Origin of the sequence: Aeromonas sp. D3 (assembly GCF_027705025.1) — a bacterium.
Classification (GTDB): Bacteria; Pseudomonadota; Gammaproteobacteria; order Enterobacterales; family Aeromonadaceae; genus Aeromonas; species Aeromonas salmonicida.
Genome location: NZ_JAPDBE010000001.1, coordinates 172,527 through 191,052, shown reverse-complemented (window position 1 = coordinate 191,052; position 18,526 = coordinate 172,527). Strand labels below are relative to the sequence as shown.

At 62.4% G+C, this 18,526-nt stretch carries 15 protein-coding genes; 6 read left to right on the top strand and 9 right to left on the bottom strand.

Translation table 11 applies throughout. From position 1 onward, the window contains the following. Positions 1-87 precede the first annotated feature (87 nt). Positions 88-1,308, bottom strand: coding sequence for a DEAD/DEAH box helicase (locus OKC28_RS00915; protein WP_270686735.1), 1,221 nt, complete (start codon positions 1,306-1,308; stop codon positions 88-90). A 147-nt stretch (positions 1,309-1,455) separates the two neighbouring features. Between OKC28_RS00915 and OKC28_RS00910 the strand changes: the two genes are divergently transcribed. After that, positions 1,456-2,268, top strand: coding sequence for a transporter substrate-binding domain-containing protein (locus tag OKC28_RS00910; protein ID WP_270686733.1), 813 nt, complete (start codon positions 1,456-1,458; stop codon positions 2,266-2,268). A 69-nt stretch (positions 2,269-2,337) separates the two neighbouring features. Here the strand turns inward: OKC28_RS00910 and tpx are convergent, their stop codons facing one another. Beyond that, positions 2,338-2,838, bottom strand: a complete 501-nt coding sequence (gene tpx / locus OKC28_RS00905) for a thiol peroxidase (RefSeq protein ID WP_059111756.1) — start codon at positions 2,836-2,838, stop codon at positions 2,338-2,340. Positions 2,839-3,076: 238 nt separating this feature from the next. On the opposite strand from tpx, the gene OKC28_RS00900 reads away from it, so the two are divergent. Next, positions 3,077-5,506, top strand: coding sequence for a zinc/cadmium/mercury/lead-transporting ATPase (locus tag OKC28_RS00900; RefSeq protein WP_270686730.1), 2,430 nt, complete (start codon positions 3,077-3,079; stop codon positions 5,504-5,506). A 206-nt stretch (positions 5,507-5,712) separates the two neighbouring features. On the opposite strand, the gene pulA is transcribed toward OKC28_RS00900, so the two are convergent. Beyond that, entirely contained in the window at positions 5,713-9,747 is a 4,035-nt protein-coding gene (gene pulA, locus OKC28_RS00895; protein WP_270686728.1) for a pullulanase-type alpha-1,6-glucosidase, read from the bottom strand. Between the two features lie 267 nt (positions 9,748-10,014). Here pulA and OKC28_RS00890 point away from each other — a divergent pair, with 267 nt between their 5' ends. Beyond that, on the top strand, positions 10,015-10,416 hold the full coding sequence (locus OKC28_RS00890; RefSeq protein ID WP_270686726.1) for a hypothetical protein: 402 nt from the start codon (positions 10,015-10,017) through the stop codon (positions 10,414-10,416). A gap of 78 nt (positions 10,417-10,494) precedes the next feature. Here the strand turns inward: OKC28_RS00890 and dmeF are convergent, their stop codons facing one another. After that, the gene (gene dmeF / locus OKC28_RS00885; RefSeq protein WP_270686725.1) at positions 10,495-11,442 is read right to left on the bottom strand and encodes a CDF family Co(II)/Ni(II) efflux transporter DmeF; all 948 of its coding nucleotides are present in this window, start codon (positions 11,440-11,442) and stop codon (positions 10,495-10,497) included. A gap of 71 nt (positions 11,443-11,513) precedes the next feature. Between dmeF and OKC28_RS00880 the strand changes: the two genes are divergently transcribed. The 3 genes from OKC28_RS00880 to OKC28_RS00870 all read left to right on the top strand — a co-directional run bounded on the left by OKC28_RS00880 (position 11,514) and on the right by OKC28_RS00870 (position 14,157). Further along, positions 11,514-11,789 carry a metal/formaldehyde-sensitive transcriptional repressor gene (locus OKC28_RS00880; RefSeq protein ID WP_021138847.1) on the top strand — a complete coding sequence of 92 codons (276 nt, stop codon included), beginning with the start codon at positions 11,514-11,516 and terminating at the stop codon, positions 11,787-11,789. 189 nt (positions 11,790-11,978) lie between these two features. Next, positions 11,979-13,175, top strand: coding sequence for an amino acid aminotransferase (locus OKC28_RS00875; RefSeq protein ID WP_270686722.1), 1,197 nt, complete (start codon positions 11,979-11,981; stop codon positions 13,173-13,175). A 58-nt stretch (positions 13,176-13,233) separates the two neighbouring features. After that, positions 13,234-14,157, top strand: coding sequence for a LysR family transcriptional regulator (locus OKC28_RS00870; RefSeq protein WP_270686720.1), 924 nt, complete (start codon positions 13,234-13,236; stop codon positions 14,155-14,157). A 111-nt stretch (positions 14,158-14,268) separates the two neighbouring features. On the opposite strand, the gene OKC28_RS00865 is transcribed toward OKC28_RS00870, so the two are convergent. The 5 genes from OKC28_RS00865 to OKC28_RS00845 form a co-directional block, all read right to left on the bottom strand. Continuing rightward, positions 14,269-14,592 carry a DUF1820 family protein gene (locus tag OKC28_RS00865; RefSeq protein ID WP_005313662.1) on the bottom strand — a complete coding sequence of 108 codons (324 nt, stop codon included), beginning with the start codon at positions 14,590-14,592 and terminating at the stop codon, positions 14,269-14,271. Positions 14,593-14,791: 199 nt separating this feature from the next. Beyond that, complete coding sequence (locus tag OKC28_RS00860; RefSeq protein WP_270686716.1) at positions 14,792-15,712, bottom strand: YjjW family glycine radical enzyme activase; 921 nt, start codon at positions 15,710-15,712, stop codon at positions 14,792-14,794. After that, positions 15,702-17,228: a YjjI family glycine radical enzyme gene (locus tag OKC28_RS00855; RefSeq protein ID WP_270686714.1), complete on the bottom strand. Its 1,527-nt coding sequence runs from the start codon at positions 17,226-17,228 to the stop codon at positions 15,702-15,704. Before OKC28_RS00855 ends, OKC28_RS00860 begins: the two co-directional genes overlap by 11 nt. Before the next feature lie 116 nt (positions 17,229-17,344). Further along, positions 17,345-17,686, bottom strand: coding sequence for an AzlD domain-containing protein (locus OKC28_RS00850; RefSeq protein WP_021138853.1), 342 nt, complete (start codon positions 17,684-17,686; stop codon positions 17,345-17,347). Between the two features lie 2 nt (positions 17,687-17,688). Then, the gene (locus tag OKC28_RS00845; protein ID WP_021138854.1) at positions 17,689-18,408 is read right to left on the bottom strand and encodes an AzlC family ABC transporter permease; all 720 of its coding nucleotides are present in this window, start codon (positions 18,406-18,408) and stop codon (positions 17,689-17,691) included. Positions 18,409-18,526: the final 118 nt, after the last annotated feature.

Below are 18,526 nucleotides of genomic sequence, written 5' to 3'. Positions count from 1 at the left end.
CTATCCCTCCATGGTTAAACCCATGGAGCATAGTGAAACCGGCGTCCTTTGATACGGCCCAATCGGGCAGTCCAACTCAGCCTTGAACTAGACCTTGCCCTTGAACTGCTTGACGCTGCGCTTGTTGGCGGTGCGACGGTTCGCCTGCTTGTCGCGAGGTGGGCGCTTGCCCTCCCCGCTGGCGGGCAGATCGGTCACCGGGAAACCGGCGAGTTCCCCCAGCGGCAGCTCACGGCCGGTGAGGGTGCGGATCGCAGTCAGAATATCGCTCTCGCCGTGACACACCAGCGAGATGGCCAGCCCCTCGCACCCGGCGCGGGCGGTACGGCCGATACGGTGAACATAAACGGGGGCGCTGGCGGGCAAGTCCAGGTTGATCACCACAGGCAATGCCTCCACATGTATGCCCCGCGCCATCAGGTCGGTGGCCACCAGCACCCGCACCTTGCCAGCCTTGAAATCGTCGAGCGCCTGCTCGCGCACCGCCTGTTCCTTCTCCCCATGCAGGGCGGCAACCGGGATCCCCGCCCTGGCCAGCTTCCTGGCCACGCCGTCGGCATCGTCCCGCGCACTGATGAACACCAGCACCTGCGGCCAGGCCTGCTCCTTGAGCAAGCTGATCAGCGCAGGCACCTTGCTGCTCTTGTTGACCAGATAGAGTCGCTCCTCGATCTCGTTGACCAGGCTGTTGAGGGGATTGGCCTCGATGCGAGTCGGTTCTGTCAGCAGGCCATGGGCAAGGGCATCCAGCTCGGCAGGCAGGGTGGCGGAGAACAGCAGGGTCTGACGCTCGGCGGGCATCTCATTCATCAGCCACTGGATGTCGGGCAAGAAGCCCATCTCCAGCAGGCGATCCGCCTCATCCAGCACCAGCTGTTGCAGGCCATCCAGCCCCAGCACTTGCTGAGTAAGCAGATCCCGCAGTCGCCCCGGTGTCGCCACCAGCAGTTGCGGCCCCAGTGCCAGCTCTGCCTGTTGCCGCTCCTGTGCCACGCCACCGCACAGGGTGAGGATCCGCAATCCCAGAGCGTCAGCCATCCCTTGCAGTGCAGCGCTCACCTGCATCGCCAGCTCGCGGGTCGGCACCACTACCAGTCCCTGCACCAGGCTGGAGGCGGGATCCAGCCGTTGCAGCAGCGGCAGCCCGAACGCCAGCGTCTTGCCGCTGCCGGTCTGGGCCAGCGCCAGCAGATCCTGCCCCGCCAATACCAGGGGTATTGCAAGCTGCTGGATGCGAGTCGGAGTGTGCAGGGTGGCAGGCAAGGCAGCCAGCAAGGCGGGATGGAGATCGAGTTCGCTAAAGGTCATGGGATACGCGGATAAAGAAGTGGGAGGGGAAGTCTAGTTAGCGGGGCATAAGAAGTAAAACCCTATCCGCAAGCGGCAAGAGGAAGAGCACTGTGCCAGGTCATGGCTGTCTACAATGGTATTATTCACCTCGAAGGCAGACAGACCATGCTCAGACATATCCCCATGCTACTGCTCGGCCTGCTCGGTATCGCGACCATAGGTCTCTCCCAGACCTCGTCGACCACCTCCAGCCCCCCTGCCCAGCCGGTCCGCGTCATCAAGGCCCACCTTGGTGAATTGCCAGGCCTTATCAACGCCGACAAGACAGGCCCCTTCGTCGATCTGGTCCATGGGATTGATGCGCTCTACCCCGATATGACTATCGAGATCACCATCTACCCCATTGCGCGCGCCATGGCGGGCGTGATCAACGGCAAGGCCGATTTCAGCCTGCCCGCCATTCGCAATCTGCACGATGCAGACATGCTGCCCTATCGCTTCAGCACCCGCAGCTTTGGCAAGGTAGCCCATGTCATCTACAGCAACACAGCGAATCCTGTCACCACCGACATGGCCTATGGTATTGAGCCCACCCAGCGGGATCTGCTGATCGAAGCCACTCCGGGATTTCTGCCCATTCAACTGCAAAGGTCCATGAGCATAGAGCAGTCCCTGCGCAAGCTCTCACGCGGTCGCATCGATGCCTTTATCTGGGCACAGGAGGAAGCCGACCTGATGCTGCGCCAGCTGGGGTTGACCAATATTCATCGGGAGCACTTCGGCGATTTCGAAGATGTGTTCATCATTGCCAAGGGAGTGGCGGGTGATGACATGGATCACTTCCTCAGCACGGCGATCGACAAGCTAGCCGCATCGGGCAAACTGAATGAAATATATTCCAAGCTGCACAGACCCTACGAACACTGGCAGCCACACCCTGAGCCATTACCCGCCACCCAGCCTGTAAAGACCCCCTGATAACCGGGTTCCATCCATAAAAAAATCCCGCCACAGGCATGCCGTGGCGGGATTTTTGCGCTCGGAAGCTTACAGGGCAGCCAGGGCGGCCGCGTAGTTCGGCTCATCGGCCACTTCGGCGACCATCTCGCTGTGCAGCACCTTGTTGTCTGCATCCAGCACCACGATGGCGCGGGCAGTCAGGCCCACCAGCGGACCGGAGGAGAAGGCCACACCGTAATCCTGCATGAAGGCAGTACCACGCAGGGTGGAGAGGGTCACCACCTTGTCCAGACCTTCGGCGCCGCAGAAGCGGGACTGGGCGAACGGCAGATCGGCGGAGATGCAGAGCACGACTGTGTTCTCCAGCGCGCTGGCCTGTTCGTTGAATTTACGCACCGAGGTGGCACAAGTCGGGGTATCGACGCTCGGGAATATGTTCAGGATCTTGCGCTGACCGGCGAAGCTCGCCAGGGTCACGTCAGACAGATCCTTGGCAACCAGGGAGAAAGGCTTGGCCTGCTCACCGGCAACGGGGAAGTGACCGGCTACGGAAACGGGGTTGCCTTGCAGGGTAACGGAATTGCTCATGTTATGTCCTTGATTATCGAGGGAGGATAGGGCCCCCCAGTATAGGCGCGCCGGGCGAGGACAAACACCCGTCAATCACAAGGATATAGCGGCACTTGCTCCTGGACCGAACTGGCAGCCCCTCTCAAACGAGAGAGGGAGATAAAGAGGCTTGACCTTGGACTTAACACCAAGGTTTACACTCGGCTCAGTTATCCAAGGTTCCGCACCGGCGGGATCCATCCAAGAGGGACTCATCATGAGCAAATCCTGCTGCAGCCATCAACACACAGCGGCCACCGGCAAGGCCGTCACCAGCCAAGTCGAACATCAACACGACAGCCACTGCTGTGACAATGTCGAACAGGTCAGTTGCTGCGCCAGCAAGGCACCCCATGATCATCAGGATCAGGGGGTGAGTGAATCACCGGGGGATGAAGAGCCCCCCAGAGGAAGTTGTCAAAGCCAGGGCTGCTGCAGCCCGCAGCCGCCTCATGACCATGACCATGACCATGACCATGACCATCATGAGCATGATCACCATGAGCAAACCACCGACACCGCCGAGCCGTTAGTCGCGCCGGAGCAGGACAGCCGCCGCCACAGCTGGCAGGTGCTGGGGATGGATTGCCCCAGCTGCGCCCGCAAGATAGAGACCGCCGTCAGCCGGGTGGCGGGCGTGCAGCAGGCCCGGGTGCTGTTTGCCACCGAGAAGCTGGTGGTGGATCTCGCCCCCGGCCTCTCCCCCGACCCCGTCACCGCCGCCGTGCTGGCCGCGGGTTTCCGGCTCAAGGGCGCAACTCAGCCCGGGGACGACAACGCCAGGCGCCGCAGCCCGCAGATGGCCATGCTCGCCAAGTATTGGCAGCCCCTGTCGCTGGCCGGCCTGATGCTGGTGGCGGCCCTGCTGCCGAAAGAGTTCGGCCAGCCGCTGTTTACCCTGGCCACCCTCTGGGGCCTGTGGCCCATCTCCCGCAAAGCCTGGGCCCTGACCAGGAGCGGCTCCCCCTTCGCCATCGAGACCCTGATGACGGTGGCGGCGCTGGGCGCCCTCTTCCTAGGTGAAACCGCCGAGGCGGCCATGGTGCTGCTGCTGTTCATGCTGGGGGAGCATCTGGAGGCCTACGCCGCCGGCCGTGCTCGCGCCGGCGTCACCGCCCTGATGGCGCTGGTGCCCGACAAGGCACTGCGTATCCGCACCAGGGTTGACGGTGACGTTCGGGAAGAGGTGGCGGCCGACCAGCTGCGTCCCGGCGACATCATAGAGATAGCCCCGGGCGCCCGCCTGCCGGCAGATGCCCGCTTACTCGACGCCCTTGGGGCCTTTGACGAGAGTGCCCTGACCGGTGAGTCCATTCCGGTGGAGCGTCGCCAGGGCGACAAGGTGCCCGCCGGTAGTCTGGCGGCGGATCGGGTGTTGCGCCTCGAGGTGGTGTCCGAGCCCGGCAACAACGCCATCGACCGCATACTGCACCTGATCGAGGAGGCCGAGACCCAGCGTGCCCCCATAGAGCGCTTCATCGACCGCTTCAGCCGCTGGTATACCCCGGCCATGATGCTGGTTGCCCTGCTGGTGGTGATAGTGCCACCGCTGGCCTTTGGCCAGAGCTGGGACGAGTGGGTCTATCGCGGACTGGCGCTGCTGCTCATCGGCTGCCCCTGCGCCCTGGTGATCTCAACCCCGGCGGCTGTCACCTCCGCCCTGGCGGCGGCAACCCGCCAGGGGGCCCTGATCAAGGGCGGCGCCGCGTTGGAACGGCTGGCCCATATAGACACAGTCGCGTTTGACAAGACAGGCACCCTGACCCTGGGCAAGCCGCAACTGACCGAACTTGTCAGCCTCAATGACCAGCCGGAGGACGAACTGCTGGCACTGGCCGCCGCCATAGAGCAAGGCTCCCACCACCCGCTGGCTCGCGCCGTGGTGGCCGCCGCCCGTGAGCAGGGGCTGACCCTGGCCGCGGCTCAGGATCTGCGCGCCCTGCCAGGCATGGGGGTGGAGGGACGCATCGACGGCACCCTCTGGCAACTGCTGGCGCCGAGCCGGATTGACTCGCTGAGCAATGCCCTCAACGCACAAATAGCCACCCTTGAGCAGCAGGGCAAGACGGTGGTCGTGCTCGGCCAACCGGGCGCAGCGCCGGCGGCCCTGTTGGCCCTGCGGGACCAGATCCGGCCCGAAGCGGCAGCGGCCCTGGCGGAGCTCAAGGGGCTGGGACTGCGCAGCATTATGCTGACCGGTGACAACCCCCGCGCCGCCGAGGCGATTGCCAACGAGCTCGGCATGGGCTGGCGCGCCAGCCTGCTGCCGGAAGACAAGGTGGAAGAGATCGCCAAGCTGGCCGCCAGCCAGAAGGTCGCCATGATAGGGGATGGCATCAACGACGCCCCCGCCATGAAGCGGGCCAACATTGGCATCGCCATGGGTGGCGGCACAGACGTGGCGCTGGAGACGGCCGATGCCGCCCTGACCCACAACCAGCTCGGTGGCATCGCCGCCATGATCCGCCTGTCGCGGGCAGCACTGGCCAACATCCACCAGAACATAGCGCTGGCGCTGGGACTCAAGGCCATCTTCCTGGTCACCAGTCTGCTCGGCATCACGGGCCTGTGGATTGCCGTGCTGGCGGATACCGGTGCCACCGCCCTGGTGACGGCCAACGCCCTGCGTCTGCTGCGCAAGCGCTGATCCAGCCCGCAAACGAGATCGCCATATGCCAAGCCGTCCCCCGACAGGGACGGCTTTTCTCTTTCCCCCACCTCACACCTGCAAAGAAAAAGCGCGGCTGCCGGTTGGCAGTCGCGCTTTGCTTACTCTCTCGGAGTTATCCCACCCTTGGCAAGGTGGAATTCAACCCGGGGCTGCCGAGCCAGCCCCGGACTCTATGGGTGTGCTTACTTGGCACTGCACTCCTGAATGACGGCGGTACCGACCTTGGTACCAGCCGGGTCAACCTTCACCAGCACGCTCCACAATCCTTGCGGCAATGTGATGCTGTTGTTGGCACTGCCCGCCTGGGAGAAGCCGAGAGAGTAGCCCGTCTCGGCAGTGACAGCGCCACCGCCGTTGAGCAGGTACTCCTTGCTCCAGTCTTCATTGGCGACCTTGAACTCGCTGGTGCCCATGTAGTTGAACGCGGCCTGATAGATGGCGAGGTCGCCGTCCATCCCCTTGTAGCTCAGCTGATACTGGGGCTGGGCAGCCCAACCGGACAGCTCACCCTTGACGAACAGGTTATAGCCGAGTGGATTGCCTGCCACCGTATCCAGCACCTTGCAGCTCTGCACCAGCTCGGTGAAGCTGACGCTCAGGGTCGGTTTGTCCTTGTTCATTGCCGTGAACACAAACTTGTAGCTGCCCGCTTTGTCAGCATTGAACGGCAGATCCCCGCCATTGGCACAGAGCACGCTGACCTGGCCTGTCGCCAGCTGGTCGGTGTCACTGCACTTGCCGTAGTTGATCGGGCCGTCCCAGTCACTACCGGCAATCTTCACCTGGGTGGTACCAAGCTGATCGGTCGTCACTTCGGTGGTGAACTCGTAGGTAAAGTTGCCACCAAAGATCATTTTGTTGACCGGATCCCACTCGTTCAGGAAACCACGCACGAAGACATCGGTGTCACCAAAGGGCGGAACCGTGCTCAGGTCTATCTTCTTGCTCACCGGCAGACCCACGCCCTGGACTCCGGCCTGCGGTTTGACGAACACGGCGGCAGACCAGGCTCCCAGGGTCAGCTGACCACCACTGGCAAGGGCGCCATCGGCGATGCTGCTGCCGGCATGGTGGACCGGGCTCAGCTGCAGTGTGCTCAGATCGATGGGCTGATCCTTGCCATCACGGAAGTCGCTGATGCTCTGGGGCTGGTTGGTGGCGTTGATCATCACCACCAGGCCCTCGATGGCGGGATCCAGATCCGCACCGGCATTGACGCCATCATCCACCGTCATCACGATGAGGCCTGGCACCTGGTCAGGCCCGGTATTGCGGAAATCAACCCGCTTGATCACCTCGGCGCCGCTTCCAAGGCGCAGCAGACGGGAGGATTGACGCAGCTCGGCCAGCTCCTGATAGAAGCCCACCATGGTCGCCATGTCGGCCCCGCTCGGCTTGACGTGCTTGCCAAGTACCTGCTCGATCAACGGGTAGTTGTCCCCATCCTTGTCCTTGCGCGGCAACCCCTTGTCGAAGTTGTTGTCGGCAAGGGTGTAGTCGACCCTGTTGTACCAGTCACCCGAGTCGTAGCTGTCCCGCTCCATGGACTTGGAACGCAGCAGCTCGACACCTGCGTGGGTAAAGGGAATGCCCTGCCCCAGCATGGCGGTGGCCAGCGATACCCCCTGCATCCGCACCAGATCGGCTCCTTCCGGCGCCTTGTAGATCAGGTTGTCGAACAGGGTCTGGTTGTCATGCTTGTCGACATAGTTCTGCACCTCGAACGGATCCTGGGCATAACCAGCCGGCTGACCGTTGTAGTCGATGTCGGAGCCCTTCTTCGGCATGCCGTCCTTGTCGGTCAGCACGAACTCCTTGAGGTTGCCGGCCATGCCGAGGCGAACCAGGTCGGATTGGTGCAGCGCTGTGGCCAGCTCGACGCCGTCCATCTCGTTGGCATCCACCAGGGCACCGTTGCCAAAGCCCTGGGTCTTGCGAATGGTATCGCCGCCGTCAAACGGGCTGCCACCGCGCACCGCATCACGCAAGCGGTCGGAGAAGGAACCGATGCCGGTGCCAGCCAGGTGCTTCTGGGTCGCCTGCACGAAGCGCTTGTCATCCTGCACTTCGCCGAAGTTCCAGCCCTCGCCGTAGAAGTACATCTCGGGGTTGACCTGCTTCACTGCGGCCAGCGCCTGCACCATCTGATCTTTCGGGTGGTGACCCATCAGGTCGAAGCGGAAGGCGTCGATCTTGTAGTCGCGGGCCCAGGTCACCAGAGAGTCATCCATCAGCTTGGCGAACATGGCGTGTTCCGGCGCCGTGTTGGAGCAGCAGGTGGAGTTCTCGACCGAGCCGGTCTCCGGATTGAGGCGCTGATAGTACCAAGGCACTATCTTGTCGAGCACCGACTTGGGACCGAGGCCGGCTTCGTTGGTGTGGTTGTAGACCACATCCATCACCACGTTCATGCCGATGTTCTGCTTGATGGCCTTGACCATCTCGCGGAACTCCAGGATCCGCTGGCTGCCTTCGGCATCGGTGGCATAGGAGCCTTCCGGCGCAGTGTAGTGATAAGGGTCATAACCCCAGTTGAAGGAGTCAACGCCACGCAGATAGCCGGAGAGCTCCTGCACCTGCGGGCTCTCCTTGCTGTCGGCCCCTTGCAGATCGGCCAGCACGGCTTCTATGGTCTGGCCACCGCCGCAGTAACCGCCAAACTTGGAATCCTTCACCTCGGCATTGACCTGACACAGCTTGCTGAAGTCATCCTGAAGGTTGGCGACCTTGGCCGGATCCTCGTTGACGGTGGCGATGTCGAATACAGGCAACAGGTGCAGATGGCTGACGCCGCTTTGGGCAAGGGATTGCAGATGCTTGACCGGCACGCTGTCGCTGTCGGTCAGGCCGAGGAACTTGCCTCTGTGTTCCGGCTTGGTGGACTCATCGTTGCCGGTCAAATCCCGGACATGGGCCTCATAGATGGTGATGTCGGCAGGGTTCTGCTGGCTGTGGGGCGCCTTCAGGCTGTCCCACCCTTCCGGCTTGAGGGCCGGATCATCGAGATCCACCACCTGACTGAACTCGGAGTTCATCGCCAGGCTCAGGGAGTAGGGGTCTGTTACCTGATAGGATTCCAGCTTGCGACTGAGCGGGTGATAGACCTGGATATCATAGCGGTAGAATTTTCCGACCAGCTCCTGACCCCCTTGCACGCTCCAGCTGCCGCTGGCGTCGTCTTGTGTCATGGTGCGCTCGCCGAGGGCCTTGTGCTGCTCGTCGAACAACGCCAGCTTGACCGACTTGGCGGTTGGCGCCCACAGCCGGAAGGTGACATTGCCCCCCTCAACGATGGCGCCATAGGCCAGCTTGGTGGCTTCTTCTGCGTAGAGGGCATCGAGGGCGCCGGCGCTCTGCACCAGGGTCGCCCCCTGCAAAATGCCGTCGGCATCCGTGCCAATGGCCACCAGCTCGCCCTTGAGCAGGGGCTTGAGATCTTTGCCGGATGGCAGGGCGAAGGCGGCGGCATCCTTGAGGTGCGGGTACTTGGCCTGCTGCTCGGCGGTCAGGCTGGTCGCGGTCAGGCTGAGATAGGGGAAGTCGAACACACCCTCGGCATTGGCCTTGATGGTGCCCGACTCCGTGTAATAGAGGCGCACATGGGGCTTGTCCTTGCCCCCTTGCCAGATCAGGGTGTTGCCGTCGATCAGATGGGCGCTGGCCCCGGCCACGCCAAAGGCGGCGGTAAAGGCATCGGCACGACTGTCGAAGACTTCGCTCTTGCCCGCGACTATGGCCACGGTGCGATCAGGGTGATCGCTGAAGACCACCTTCATGTCGGCGCCGGTCAGGTTGGCGAGATCGCCGTTGCGGGCAATAAAGTTGATACAGCCTTCCAGCTTGGCCAGGGGAACCACCCAGCTGGGGCCGAAACTGTCGACCGCCGTCGGGGTATTGGCCTTGTCATCCCAGCCCGCATTCAGACCGCTCTCGGCGGTGGCGTTGCAGGCGTCGTTGTTCCACAGGTGCAGGCTGTGGTTGGCAAAGGGCCCTTCTATCCCGCGCGCGGCGCTGGTCTGGGTATCCACCAGAGCGATCACCGCCTGATCGGGGCCGGCAACCAGTTGCTCGGCAGGGGGCTGCACATCGGGCAGACGGGCGACAGGCCCATCCGTGGGTTCAGGGGTGGAGGGTGAAGAGCTGTTGTCATTGCAGCCGGACAAAAGCGCGAGCAGTGAGGCTGTTACCAGCGCCACTTTGGTCTTTTTCATATCCATTTTTTTATAATTCCCGCTGTAGTTAGTCTCGATATCCGAGTACCCGGTCATTGCCGAGCGATGCCATATTAATCAGCGGCAATCGTTTCAAATGTGAGCAGAAGGGCAAAAAAACCAACCATTTTCAACAAGATAACGTTTTCATAACGAAAGTTGGATCCGGCTCACAGACCCGGCCACCATTTGGCGCCATATCTGGTCGAACCCGCTGGCACCTTGAAAAAAACCAGTTTTCAATCAGCCAGATAGCGTGAGCAGGAGCAGCAGATGAAAAGGATTGAAGAGCAGGCCAAACGGCTGGATCTGGAGTATCAGGGGATTGCGCAGCTGTTTGACCAGTTTTGCCAGCAGGCGGGCGGGCTCGCAGAGCAGTATCACTTCTTCAATTGGCCCGACTTTGAAGACACGCCGCCCCTGAGTCGGGCCTTCACCCTGCTGGGAGAACCCCGTGAGCTGCGGCTGCGCTGCCTGCCGGGAGAACGCGGCACCTTGAGCGGCCTCATCCAGGTGCGCGGCGAAGATGGCACAGTGCATGCCAGCCTGGGTTTTCGGGCGGATGGTCACCTGTTGCTGGAGTCGGGACACTTGCTGGACAACCCGCCCGGGCTGCTGCTCAAGCTGCTGCTAGGGGCCATCTGGCAACACACGCCGGACGATGACCACAGCTAGCATCACTGACCCGAACCACAGAAGGGACCTTGGCCCCTTCTTCACATCCTGTCTTGAGCATCCATCCCACGCGTCTGCTTATGGCTGGGCAATCTCTATGGTGACGTGGACCAGCTCCTCGTGGATGGCAAGCCGCTCACGGATCTGGCCAGCCGGGATGGGCGTCGCCATCAATAGAGAGAGTACGCAGGCATACTGCTCCTGCCCCACCCGCCAGACGTGCAGATCGCGGATCTCGGCGTCCGGCAAGTCTGCTATCACCTCGCGGATCTCCGCCACCAGCGGGGTATCCATCTCGGCATCCAGCAGTACCCGACCCGAGTCGCGCAACAGCCCCCAGGCCCACACCGCCACCAGCACGGCCCCCGCTATGCCCATCAGGGGATCCAGCCAGTCGGCTCCCCACAGCATGCCACCCACCAGCGCCAGGATGGCCAGTACAGAGGTGGCCGCATCCGCCAGTACGTGGATGTAGGCGGCACGCAAGTTGAGATCCTGATGACCCTGGTGGTCAGCATGGTCATGATGATCATGGCCGTGATGGTGGTCATGGCTGTGACCGTGATGATGGCCATGATCGTCCTTGAGCAGCCAGGCACAGGCAAGGTTCACCAAGAGGCCCACCAGCGCGATGGCGATCGCCTGCTGATAGTGGATCGGACTGGGATCCAGCAGCCGGAACACCGACTCGAACAGCATCAACCCGGCCACCCCCACCAGCAGCAAGGCGCTGGTGAAGCCCCCCAGCACCTCTATCTTCCAGGTGCCGAAGCTGAATCTGTGGTCGCGGGCAAAATGGCGGGCGGCTCGATAGGCCAGCACGGAGAGGCCGAGCGCCAGCGCGTGGGAGCTCATGTGCCAGCCATCCGCCAGCAGCGCCATTGAGTTGTAGAACCAGCCACCGCTGATCTCCGCCACCATCATGATGACGGTGAGCAGCACGGCCCAGCGGGTTTTCTGTTCCGCCAGCGGATTACCCTGGTGCACGACGGGTTGATGGCAGTGGGATGAGACGAGGGATGACATGGATTTCTCCTGAGGGCGATGATGCAATATACTATACCCCAGTATAGTTTTATTGATCGAGAGGATCCTCCATGTCACACACCATTCACGGCAAGAAAAAGCTGCTGGCGCGGGTGCGCCGCATCAAGGGTCAGACAGGGGCGCTGGAAACCGCACTGGAGCAGGAGGGTGACTGCGCCGCCATTTTGCAGCAGATCGCCGCCATCCGCGGTGCCGTCAACGGCTTGATGCTGGAGGTGCTGGAGGGTCATATGCGGGAGCATCTCGGCGCCGAAGAGGCCACCCCGGCCGAGCGGCTGGAGGATCTGGATCAGGTGGTGCGGGTGCTGAGATCCTACCTGAAGTAAAGGCTCCCCGGCCTGCTCGCCACTGGCGCCAGCCATGGGAGCAAGTCCGGACCCGAACCCTTTACAGCAAAGGGGACCATGGCCGTGCACGGCAGGTCCGTTTCAGACTTGAGCCCTTGCCCGCTTTACGCCATCATGACCGCCGATCATTGATCCCTTACCCTGGATTCCACTTCGCAAGGACCCCCCATGTTTGAACACGTCGATGCCTACGCTGGCGACCCCATACTGACCCTGGTCGAGACCTTCCACAAAGACACCCGTGAGCAAAAGGTGAATCTGGGGATCGGCCTCTATTACGACGAGCAGGGCCGCATTCCGCTGCTGGCCTCGGTGCAACAGGCCGAAGCCCAACGCGCCGCCGCACCCGCTCCGCGCCCCTATCAACCGATGGAAGGGGCCGCCAACTACCGCACAGCGGTGCAGCACCTGCTGTTTGGCGCCGACCATGAAGCGGTCAAGGCCGGCCGCATCGCCACCATCCAGACCATAGGCGGCTCCGGCGCGCTCAAGATCGGGGCCGACCTGCTCAAGCGCTACTTCCCGACCTCAGAGGTGTGGGTCAGCAATCCGACCTGGGACAACCACAAGGCCATGTTCGAGGGTGCCGGCATCCAGGTGCACGACTACCCCTACTACGACGCAGCCACCGGCGGCGTCCAGTTTGATGCCATGATCGACTGCCTGAGCGCCCTGCCGGCCAGGAGCATAGTGCTGCTGCATCCCTGCTGTCACAACCCGACCGGCGTGGATCTCTCCTCTGCCCAGTGGGACAAGGTGATCGCGCTCGTGGTGGATAAGGGGCTAATTCCCTTTATGGACATCGCCTATCAGGGCTTCGGTGATGGTCTGGAAGAGGATGCCTACGCCATCCGTGCCATGGTGGCCGCCGGCGTCAGCTTCTTCGTCAGCAACTCGTTTTCCAAGAACCTCTCCTTCTACGGCGAACGCTGCGGCGGCCTGTCTGTCATCTGCAAAGATGCCGAAGAGGCGGGTCGGGTGCTGGGCCAGATGAAGGCGACAGTGCGTCGCAACTACTCCAGCCCCCCCACCCACGGCGGCCAGATCACAGCGGCCGTGATGAACGATGCCAGCCTGCACGCCCTCTGGGTCGATGAGGTGAGCGAGATGCGCATCCGCATCAAGGCCATGCGCCAGAAGCTGTTTGAGGTGCTGAGCGCCAAGGTGCCTGGTCGTGATTTTGGCTACTTCATCAGCCAGCGCGGCATGTTCAGCTACACCGGCTTCACGCCGGAGCAGGTTGACCGCCTGCGCGAAGAGTTCGCCATCTATCTGGTGCGCTCCGGTCGCATGTGCGTGGCGGGCCTCAACAGCCGCAACGTCGACTATGTGGCCGACGCCATGGCCGCCGTGCTCAAGGGCTAACCCGTGCAAGCCCCGCTCAAGCGGGGCTTTTTGTTTGTCCCTATGTTGTGGAGCTGTCATGGATCTGATTGCACTGTCCAGGCTGGGAGGCCGTCATCTGGTCACCCTGCATCTGCTGCTCGACAGCCAGAGCGTCACCCGCACGGCCGAGCGGCTCTGCACCACCCCCTCCACCGTCAGCAAAACCCTCAACCAGTTACGGGATCTGCTCGGCGATCAGCTGCTCTACCGCCAGGGCAACCAGCTGTTGCTGACCCCCTTTGCCGAGCGACTCGGCCCTACCCTGCACCGACTGCTGAGCGAGCTGAACAATCTCACCAGCCAGGACGGTTTTGACCCCCAAACCTGGCAGGGACAACTGAGGTTTGCGCTGCGGGAAAGCAGCATGGTCTGGCCGATGGGGCCCATTCTGGGCCAGCTGATGCAGGAGGTACCGGGCCTGGAGCCCAATGTCTGGAACAAGGATGAGCAAGGTCTGGCGGCGTTGGCAGCGGGCAAACTCGACTTTGTTATCCTGCCCCACGACCAGAGCCAGCCCCTGCCCCGCCAGCCGGGTCTGGTATGGGAAACCCTGCGGGAAGACAGGCTGGTCTGTCTGCTGCGGGCGGACCATCCGGCGCTCGACAAGCCCTGGGATCTGGATGCCTACCTGAGCTGGCGCCATATCGCCATTCGCGATCAGGAACTGGCCAACCCCTTCTTCGAGCAGAGCCTGGCCCAGTTGCAGGTACGCCGCCAGATCTGTGCCACTCTGCCGGATTTTGGCAGCGCGTCAGCCCTGCTGCGCCAGAGCGATCTCATCCTGACCGCCATCGAGGGTTGGGCGTTACAGAGCGCGGCTTTGGGGTTAGCGATCCGTCCAGTCCCGTTCGACTATGGCGCAGTCACCCACAGCCTGGTGTGGTATGGGCCGGCAGGCGAAGAGCCGGCGCTGCGCTGGTTCAGACAGCGGATCCTGACACTGGCCAGGGAGCTGGGTTAACGCACCCAGGCGGCACCCATTGCAGATCCTGCGGGCGCCATTACCGACCCGAAGAGGAGATGGCCCCACCAGGGGAACTCCCATGGCAAGGCTCGCAGAGAGGAGAAAGCCTCAGGGCTTCCTGGTATAGATGGGGTTGGGGAAGGGCGCGATGTTGTTGCCCAGCTCAGTGATGCGGGCGGCCCCCTGTTTGCGCACCTGATCGACCCGCAATACATGGTGCATGGGGATCATTGTGCGGTCGACGTCGGCAAATTCACTCTTCAATTTCTCGTGGCTGGGATCGACGATCAATGCCGTGTGGTTATCCCACACGAAGTGAGCGATCTCGATAAAGCCGAACAGCTGACCCTGACTCACTTCCCTGACATAGACTTCATAACGCTCGCTGTGGCAAATGAACTGCACTCGGTATAAGGCGTTGGATTCACTCATGTTCGTCTGTTGATTGTGGGCGAATACCCCATTCTAGCCGCCCCCCCTCAGAGCTCAAATAGACAGCAATCACAGTTACGTCATCTTCAGACTCAGACTGCAAAAAAGCCGCCTCCAGACTCAACATCAGAGCAGGATGCTGGCAAAAGCATCCCATCAAATTGCTTTGCAATCAGTTAATTAGCCTGCAAACACAGGGTCAGATAATGGCCGGCAGGGAAACGGGTCCAAGTCCCCTGTCGCTCACCGCCCTGGCAAGGCGGGTCAGCTCATCTCTGCCCGCCTCCGGCCAGCTCGTCGCAACTCCGCGCACACCATGCTGACGAAAGCCGTTGAGGCGGATGGGCACTGGCCCCAGACTCTGCAAGAAGAGGACAAGCGCTGCTTCCAGCTTGCCGTCGGCATCCAGAAAATCGCTGCGTCCCGGCACATGGAGCAGCCGCAGCTCGGCCAGCTTGCCATGCCTCGCCAGCAGGCGCAGCGAGGCCAGCACCCGCTCGCGGCCAACACCTGTGAGTGAATGGTGCACCGAGTCGCGCCACCCCTTGAGATCTATCATGGCGCCGTCCAGTACCGGCAGCAGCCGCTGCCAGCCCGTCTCGGCCAGGGAGCCGTTGCTGTCGAGCAGACAAGTCAGGTGCGAGAGATCCTGTGCCTGCCTGATGGCCGTGAACAGGGCGATCACAAACGGCAGCTGAGTCGTGGCCTCGCCGCCGGAGACGGTAATGCCGGTCAGCAGAGGACCGTAGCGGCGCAGCAGGGCCAGCACCTCGGCTACCGACATCTGGCTGGTCTTGGGGCTGGCATGGCGCGGGCAGCCGTCGATGCAGCGATCGCAATCGGTGCAGAGCGCCGCCTGCCAACGCACTCTTCTCTCGCCAGAACGGCCCTCGATGAGCGTCAGGGCCCCGCTCGGACAAGCCAGCACGCAGTCACCGCAGTGATCGCACAACCCCATGGTGTGAGGGTTATGACAGCCGGGGCAGCGAAAGTTGCACCCCTGCAGGAAGAGCACCAGCCGATTGCCGGGGCCGTCCACGCAGGAGAAGGGCAGCCAGCGGCTGACCGTTGCGGTGCGCTCCGTTGGCTCCCTCCTTTCCTTGCCACATTCAGTAGTCACACAGGGTCGCCTCACGGCCAACGACTCTCGGTGCTCGCTGACGAATGGCCGTCAGTTCACTCGCCTCGGCACCGAGACAGGTGGTCTGCAGCCGCGACCCTTCGGTCGCGAAACGGGCCACGTCGCTCTTGCGGATCATGTAGCCAGTCACCCGCACCAGATCGCTGTCCGCCACGTTGGCGGTGAACTCGCGCATGCCGATGGCGAGGGCCCCCTTGCAGAGCTGCAGCAGCGCCTGCGGGTTCTGGCGTATGGTGGGATCCAGGGTCAGGATCTCGCTGATCCCGGAGTGATAGAAACCGTGGTGCGGCGCCAGGGCCAGCACATGGCTGGCGGGATCCGGCTCCTGACCGTAAGGGATGCGCACCCCGGGAGTCACGCCGCGATCCACGCTGAGCCCGCCCTGAGAGTGGAGCAGGGCGCGACCACCCCAGGCGTGTACCTGTGGCGTCTCGGTCACATGGCGGGAGAGCTGGGCCGAGATGCGATAGCCAAGCTGGTTGGCCTCCTCGTCATGGCCGTAGCGCTCGGGCAGATTCTCCTTGTCCATCAGCAAATTGACCGCCTCCGCCATGCCATAGATACCGAACATGGGCACGAAGCGGTCTTCGTCGATCAAGCCCTCCTGCACCAAAAAGCTGTCGAAGAAGCCGGACTCCTGATGGAGGAAGGCGGCGCGCGCGCCGATCAGCTGAGAGGCGAGGCGGCAGTAGTGGGGCAGCAGACAGCCCATGAAGTCGTCTATGCCGTGGGCCTGCTCGGCCACCCGCTTGAGGGAGAGTCGTACCAGAGTATTGGCGCCACCGGCCTGGGGCAGAGCGTTGTAGCAGCTGACGATGCCAAAGCCACGCTGGTCGAAGGTGTTGCTATGGAGCGGGTAGTTGGCGATGTGCGGCTTGCTGCAGCTGGCTATGTTCTGCACCGCCAGCATCAGCAGGTTGTCCGGGGTCTGCACCGGATCGTGAAACAGGGTCAGGTTCGGCGCCACCTGCTTGAGCTCGCCGTCGATGCGCAGGATCAGGCGGCAGAGACGGTTGTCATCGGGGCCTATGTTGACGTGCATGAAGGCGTCCGGCAGTACCCGATCCAGGTAGATCCAGAACCCTTTCAGCTTGCGATGGAGGGTCTCGTCATCCAGCTCACCCACAAAGGGCAGCAGCAGATGATCGAGGCGCCCCAGCCAGACCGGCATGCCGGTGACGGAGGGCACATGGTGGTAGAGGATGCGCAGGGCATCGAGCGCCTCGTCAAAATCCTTGGGGGGAGCCAGCTCCAGCCAGGCGGAGCCCTGACTCAGGAACTTTGCATAATCCGGCAGCACGTAGCGCGGCTTGTAGGGGGCATGTCCCTCGAACATGTCACAGAGAAACCCCTGCGCCAGCGCCTCGGCGACCACCGGTGGCAACTCTGGGTAAGGCAGCGCATTTTCGGCGGCCAACGCCAGGGCATGGTTCTTCTGAGCGGGCGAGAGCAGGGGATCGCGCACTATGCGCTGACAGGTTTCGGTGACAGACATGGGGTGCTCCTTGGCGGATAGTCCCTAAATCCTCACACTTGAGAGGTGTTTTTTGAAGTGACATTCACAACATGGCGGATATCCATAAAGGACATCCACCATGCCAGATCACGGACCTACACCATCCAGGGCAAGAGGGCGGCCATGCCCCCCTGCCAGCGCAGCAGGAAGAAGCCCCCCATGCCCACCACGACCACCAGCAGGGTAGGCAGCCGCAGCAGGGTCAATACCGTCACCAGCAGGGTGGCGGCCAGGTAGTCCGGATCCCAGTCCAGCCCCTTGCCCGGCTCATAGCTGAAGACGATGGGCAACCAGATTGCGGTCAGCACCGACTGGGCCGAGAAGCTGAGGAAGGCCCCCATCTCGGCGCCGGGTTGATAACGGGTCAGCCGCGAGAAGAAGGCGAAGCGGTTGAAGAAGGTGATCAGGGCCAGCAGGCCTATCATCAGCCAGCTCATTGTCATCTCCTCATCCGGTGCAGCACATAGCCCACCACCATGCCGGCCAGCGCCGATATGATGATGTAGACCTCCGCCAGCAGCGGCTTGGTGAGCAGCGCTGTGCCGCCGCTGACCAGGGTCGCCGCCACCATGGGCAGGTTCTTGAGGGCGGGTATGGTCATGGCGATAAAGGTGGCCGCAATGGCGAAGTCCAGTCCCATCTTGTCCAGGCCGTCTATGTACTGACCGGCGGCGATACCGAGCAGGGTCGCCAGATTCCAGAACAGGTAGAACACGAAGCCCGCGATCAGGGCATAGCCGGGATGGAAGCGGCCGCTGCGCTCCCTGTCCTTGAGCGCCACCGCAAACATCTCGTCAGTCAGAAAGAACGCCAGACTGGCACGCCAGCGCAGGGAGAGCGGCAAGACATCACGGCGGAAGGTAAAGCCATAGAGCAGATGCTGGGAGGTGATGACGAAGGTGGATCCCATGATGGGCAGCAGGGGCGTACCCGCCCCGAACAGTGTGGTAGCCGAAAGCTGGGCGGCACCGGCATAGACCAGCAGGGACATGCATTGGGCCTGTAGCGGGCTCAGCCCCACCTGCAATGCCAGGGCGCCGCACAATATCCCCCAGGGGATGACGGAGATGGAGAGCGGCAAAATATCGATGGTGGCGCGCCACCAGAGCGTACGGGCGCTCTCGGCACCGGCGGGAAGGGCACTCGTTGCTGACGGCATGGGGTCATCCTTGTTGCATCCACGGCGAGCGGGAAAAACTAGCACGACACAAGGCCGCAGACCAAGGACTAAAACGGATACTGCAAGGGTTCAGAAATGCAGTGCGCCCCCATGAAGG

Excerpts from the sequence above, each read along its gene's own strand:
- tpx (WP_059111756.1), bottom strand. The coding sequence starts at position 2,838 with ATGAGCAATTCCGTTACCCTGCAAGGCAACCCCGTTTCCGTAGCCGGT.
- OKC28_RS00880 (WP_021138847.1), top strand. The coding sequence starts at position 11,514 with ATGTCACACACCATTCACGGCAAGAAAAAGCTGCTGGCGCGGGTGCGC.
- pulA (WP_270686728.1), bottom strand. The coding sequence starts at position 9,747 with ATGGATATGAAAAAGACCAAAGTGGCGCTGGTAACAGCCTCACTGCTC.
- OKC28_RS00855 (WP_270686714.1), bottom strand. The coding sequence starts at position 17,228 with ATGTCTGTCACCGAAACCTGTCAGCGCATAGTGCGCGATCCCCTGCTC.
- OKC28_RS00915 (WP_270686735.1), bottom strand. The coding sequence starts at position 1,308 with ATGACCTTTAGCGAACTCGATCTCCATCCCGCCTTGCTGGCTGCCTTG.
- OKC28_RS00910 (WP_270686733.1), top strand. The coding sequence starts at position 1,456 with ATGCTCAGACATATCCCCATGCTACTGCTCGGCCTGCTCGGTATCGCG.
- OKC28_RS00890 (WP_270686726.1), top strand. The coding sequence starts at position 10,015 with ATGAAAAGGATTGAAGAGCAGGCCAAACGGCTGGATCTGGAGTATCAG.
- OKC28_RS00870 (WP_270686720.1), top strand. The coding sequence starts at position 13,234 with ATGGATCTGATTGCACTGTCCAGGCTGGGAGGCCGTCATCTGGTCACC.
- OKC28_RS00845 (WP_021138854.1), bottom strand. The coding sequence starts at position 18,408 with ATGCCGTCAGCAACGAGTGCCCTTCCCGCCGGTGCCGAGAGCGCCCGT.
- OKC28_RS00875 (WP_270686722.1), top strand. The coding sequence starts at position 11,979 with ATGTTTGAACACGTCGATGCCTACGCTGGCGACCCCATACTGACCCTG.
- OKC28_RS00900 (WP_270686730.1), top strand. The coding sequence starts at position 3,077 with ATGAGCAAATCCTGCTGCAGCCATCAACACACAGCGGCCACCGGCAAG.
- dmeF (WP_270686725.1), bottom strand. The coding sequence starts at position 11,442 with ATGTCATCCCTCGTCTCATCCCACTGCCATCAACCCGTCGTGCACCAG.
- OKC28_RS00850 (WP_021138853.1), bottom strand. The coding sequence starts at position 17,686 with ATGAGCTGGCTGATGATAGGCCTGCTGGCCCTGATCACCTTCTTCAAC.
- OKC28_RS00865 (WP_005313662.1), bottom strand. The coding sequence starts at position 14,592 with ATGAGTGAATCCAACGCCTTATACCGAGTGCAGTTCATTTGCCACAGC.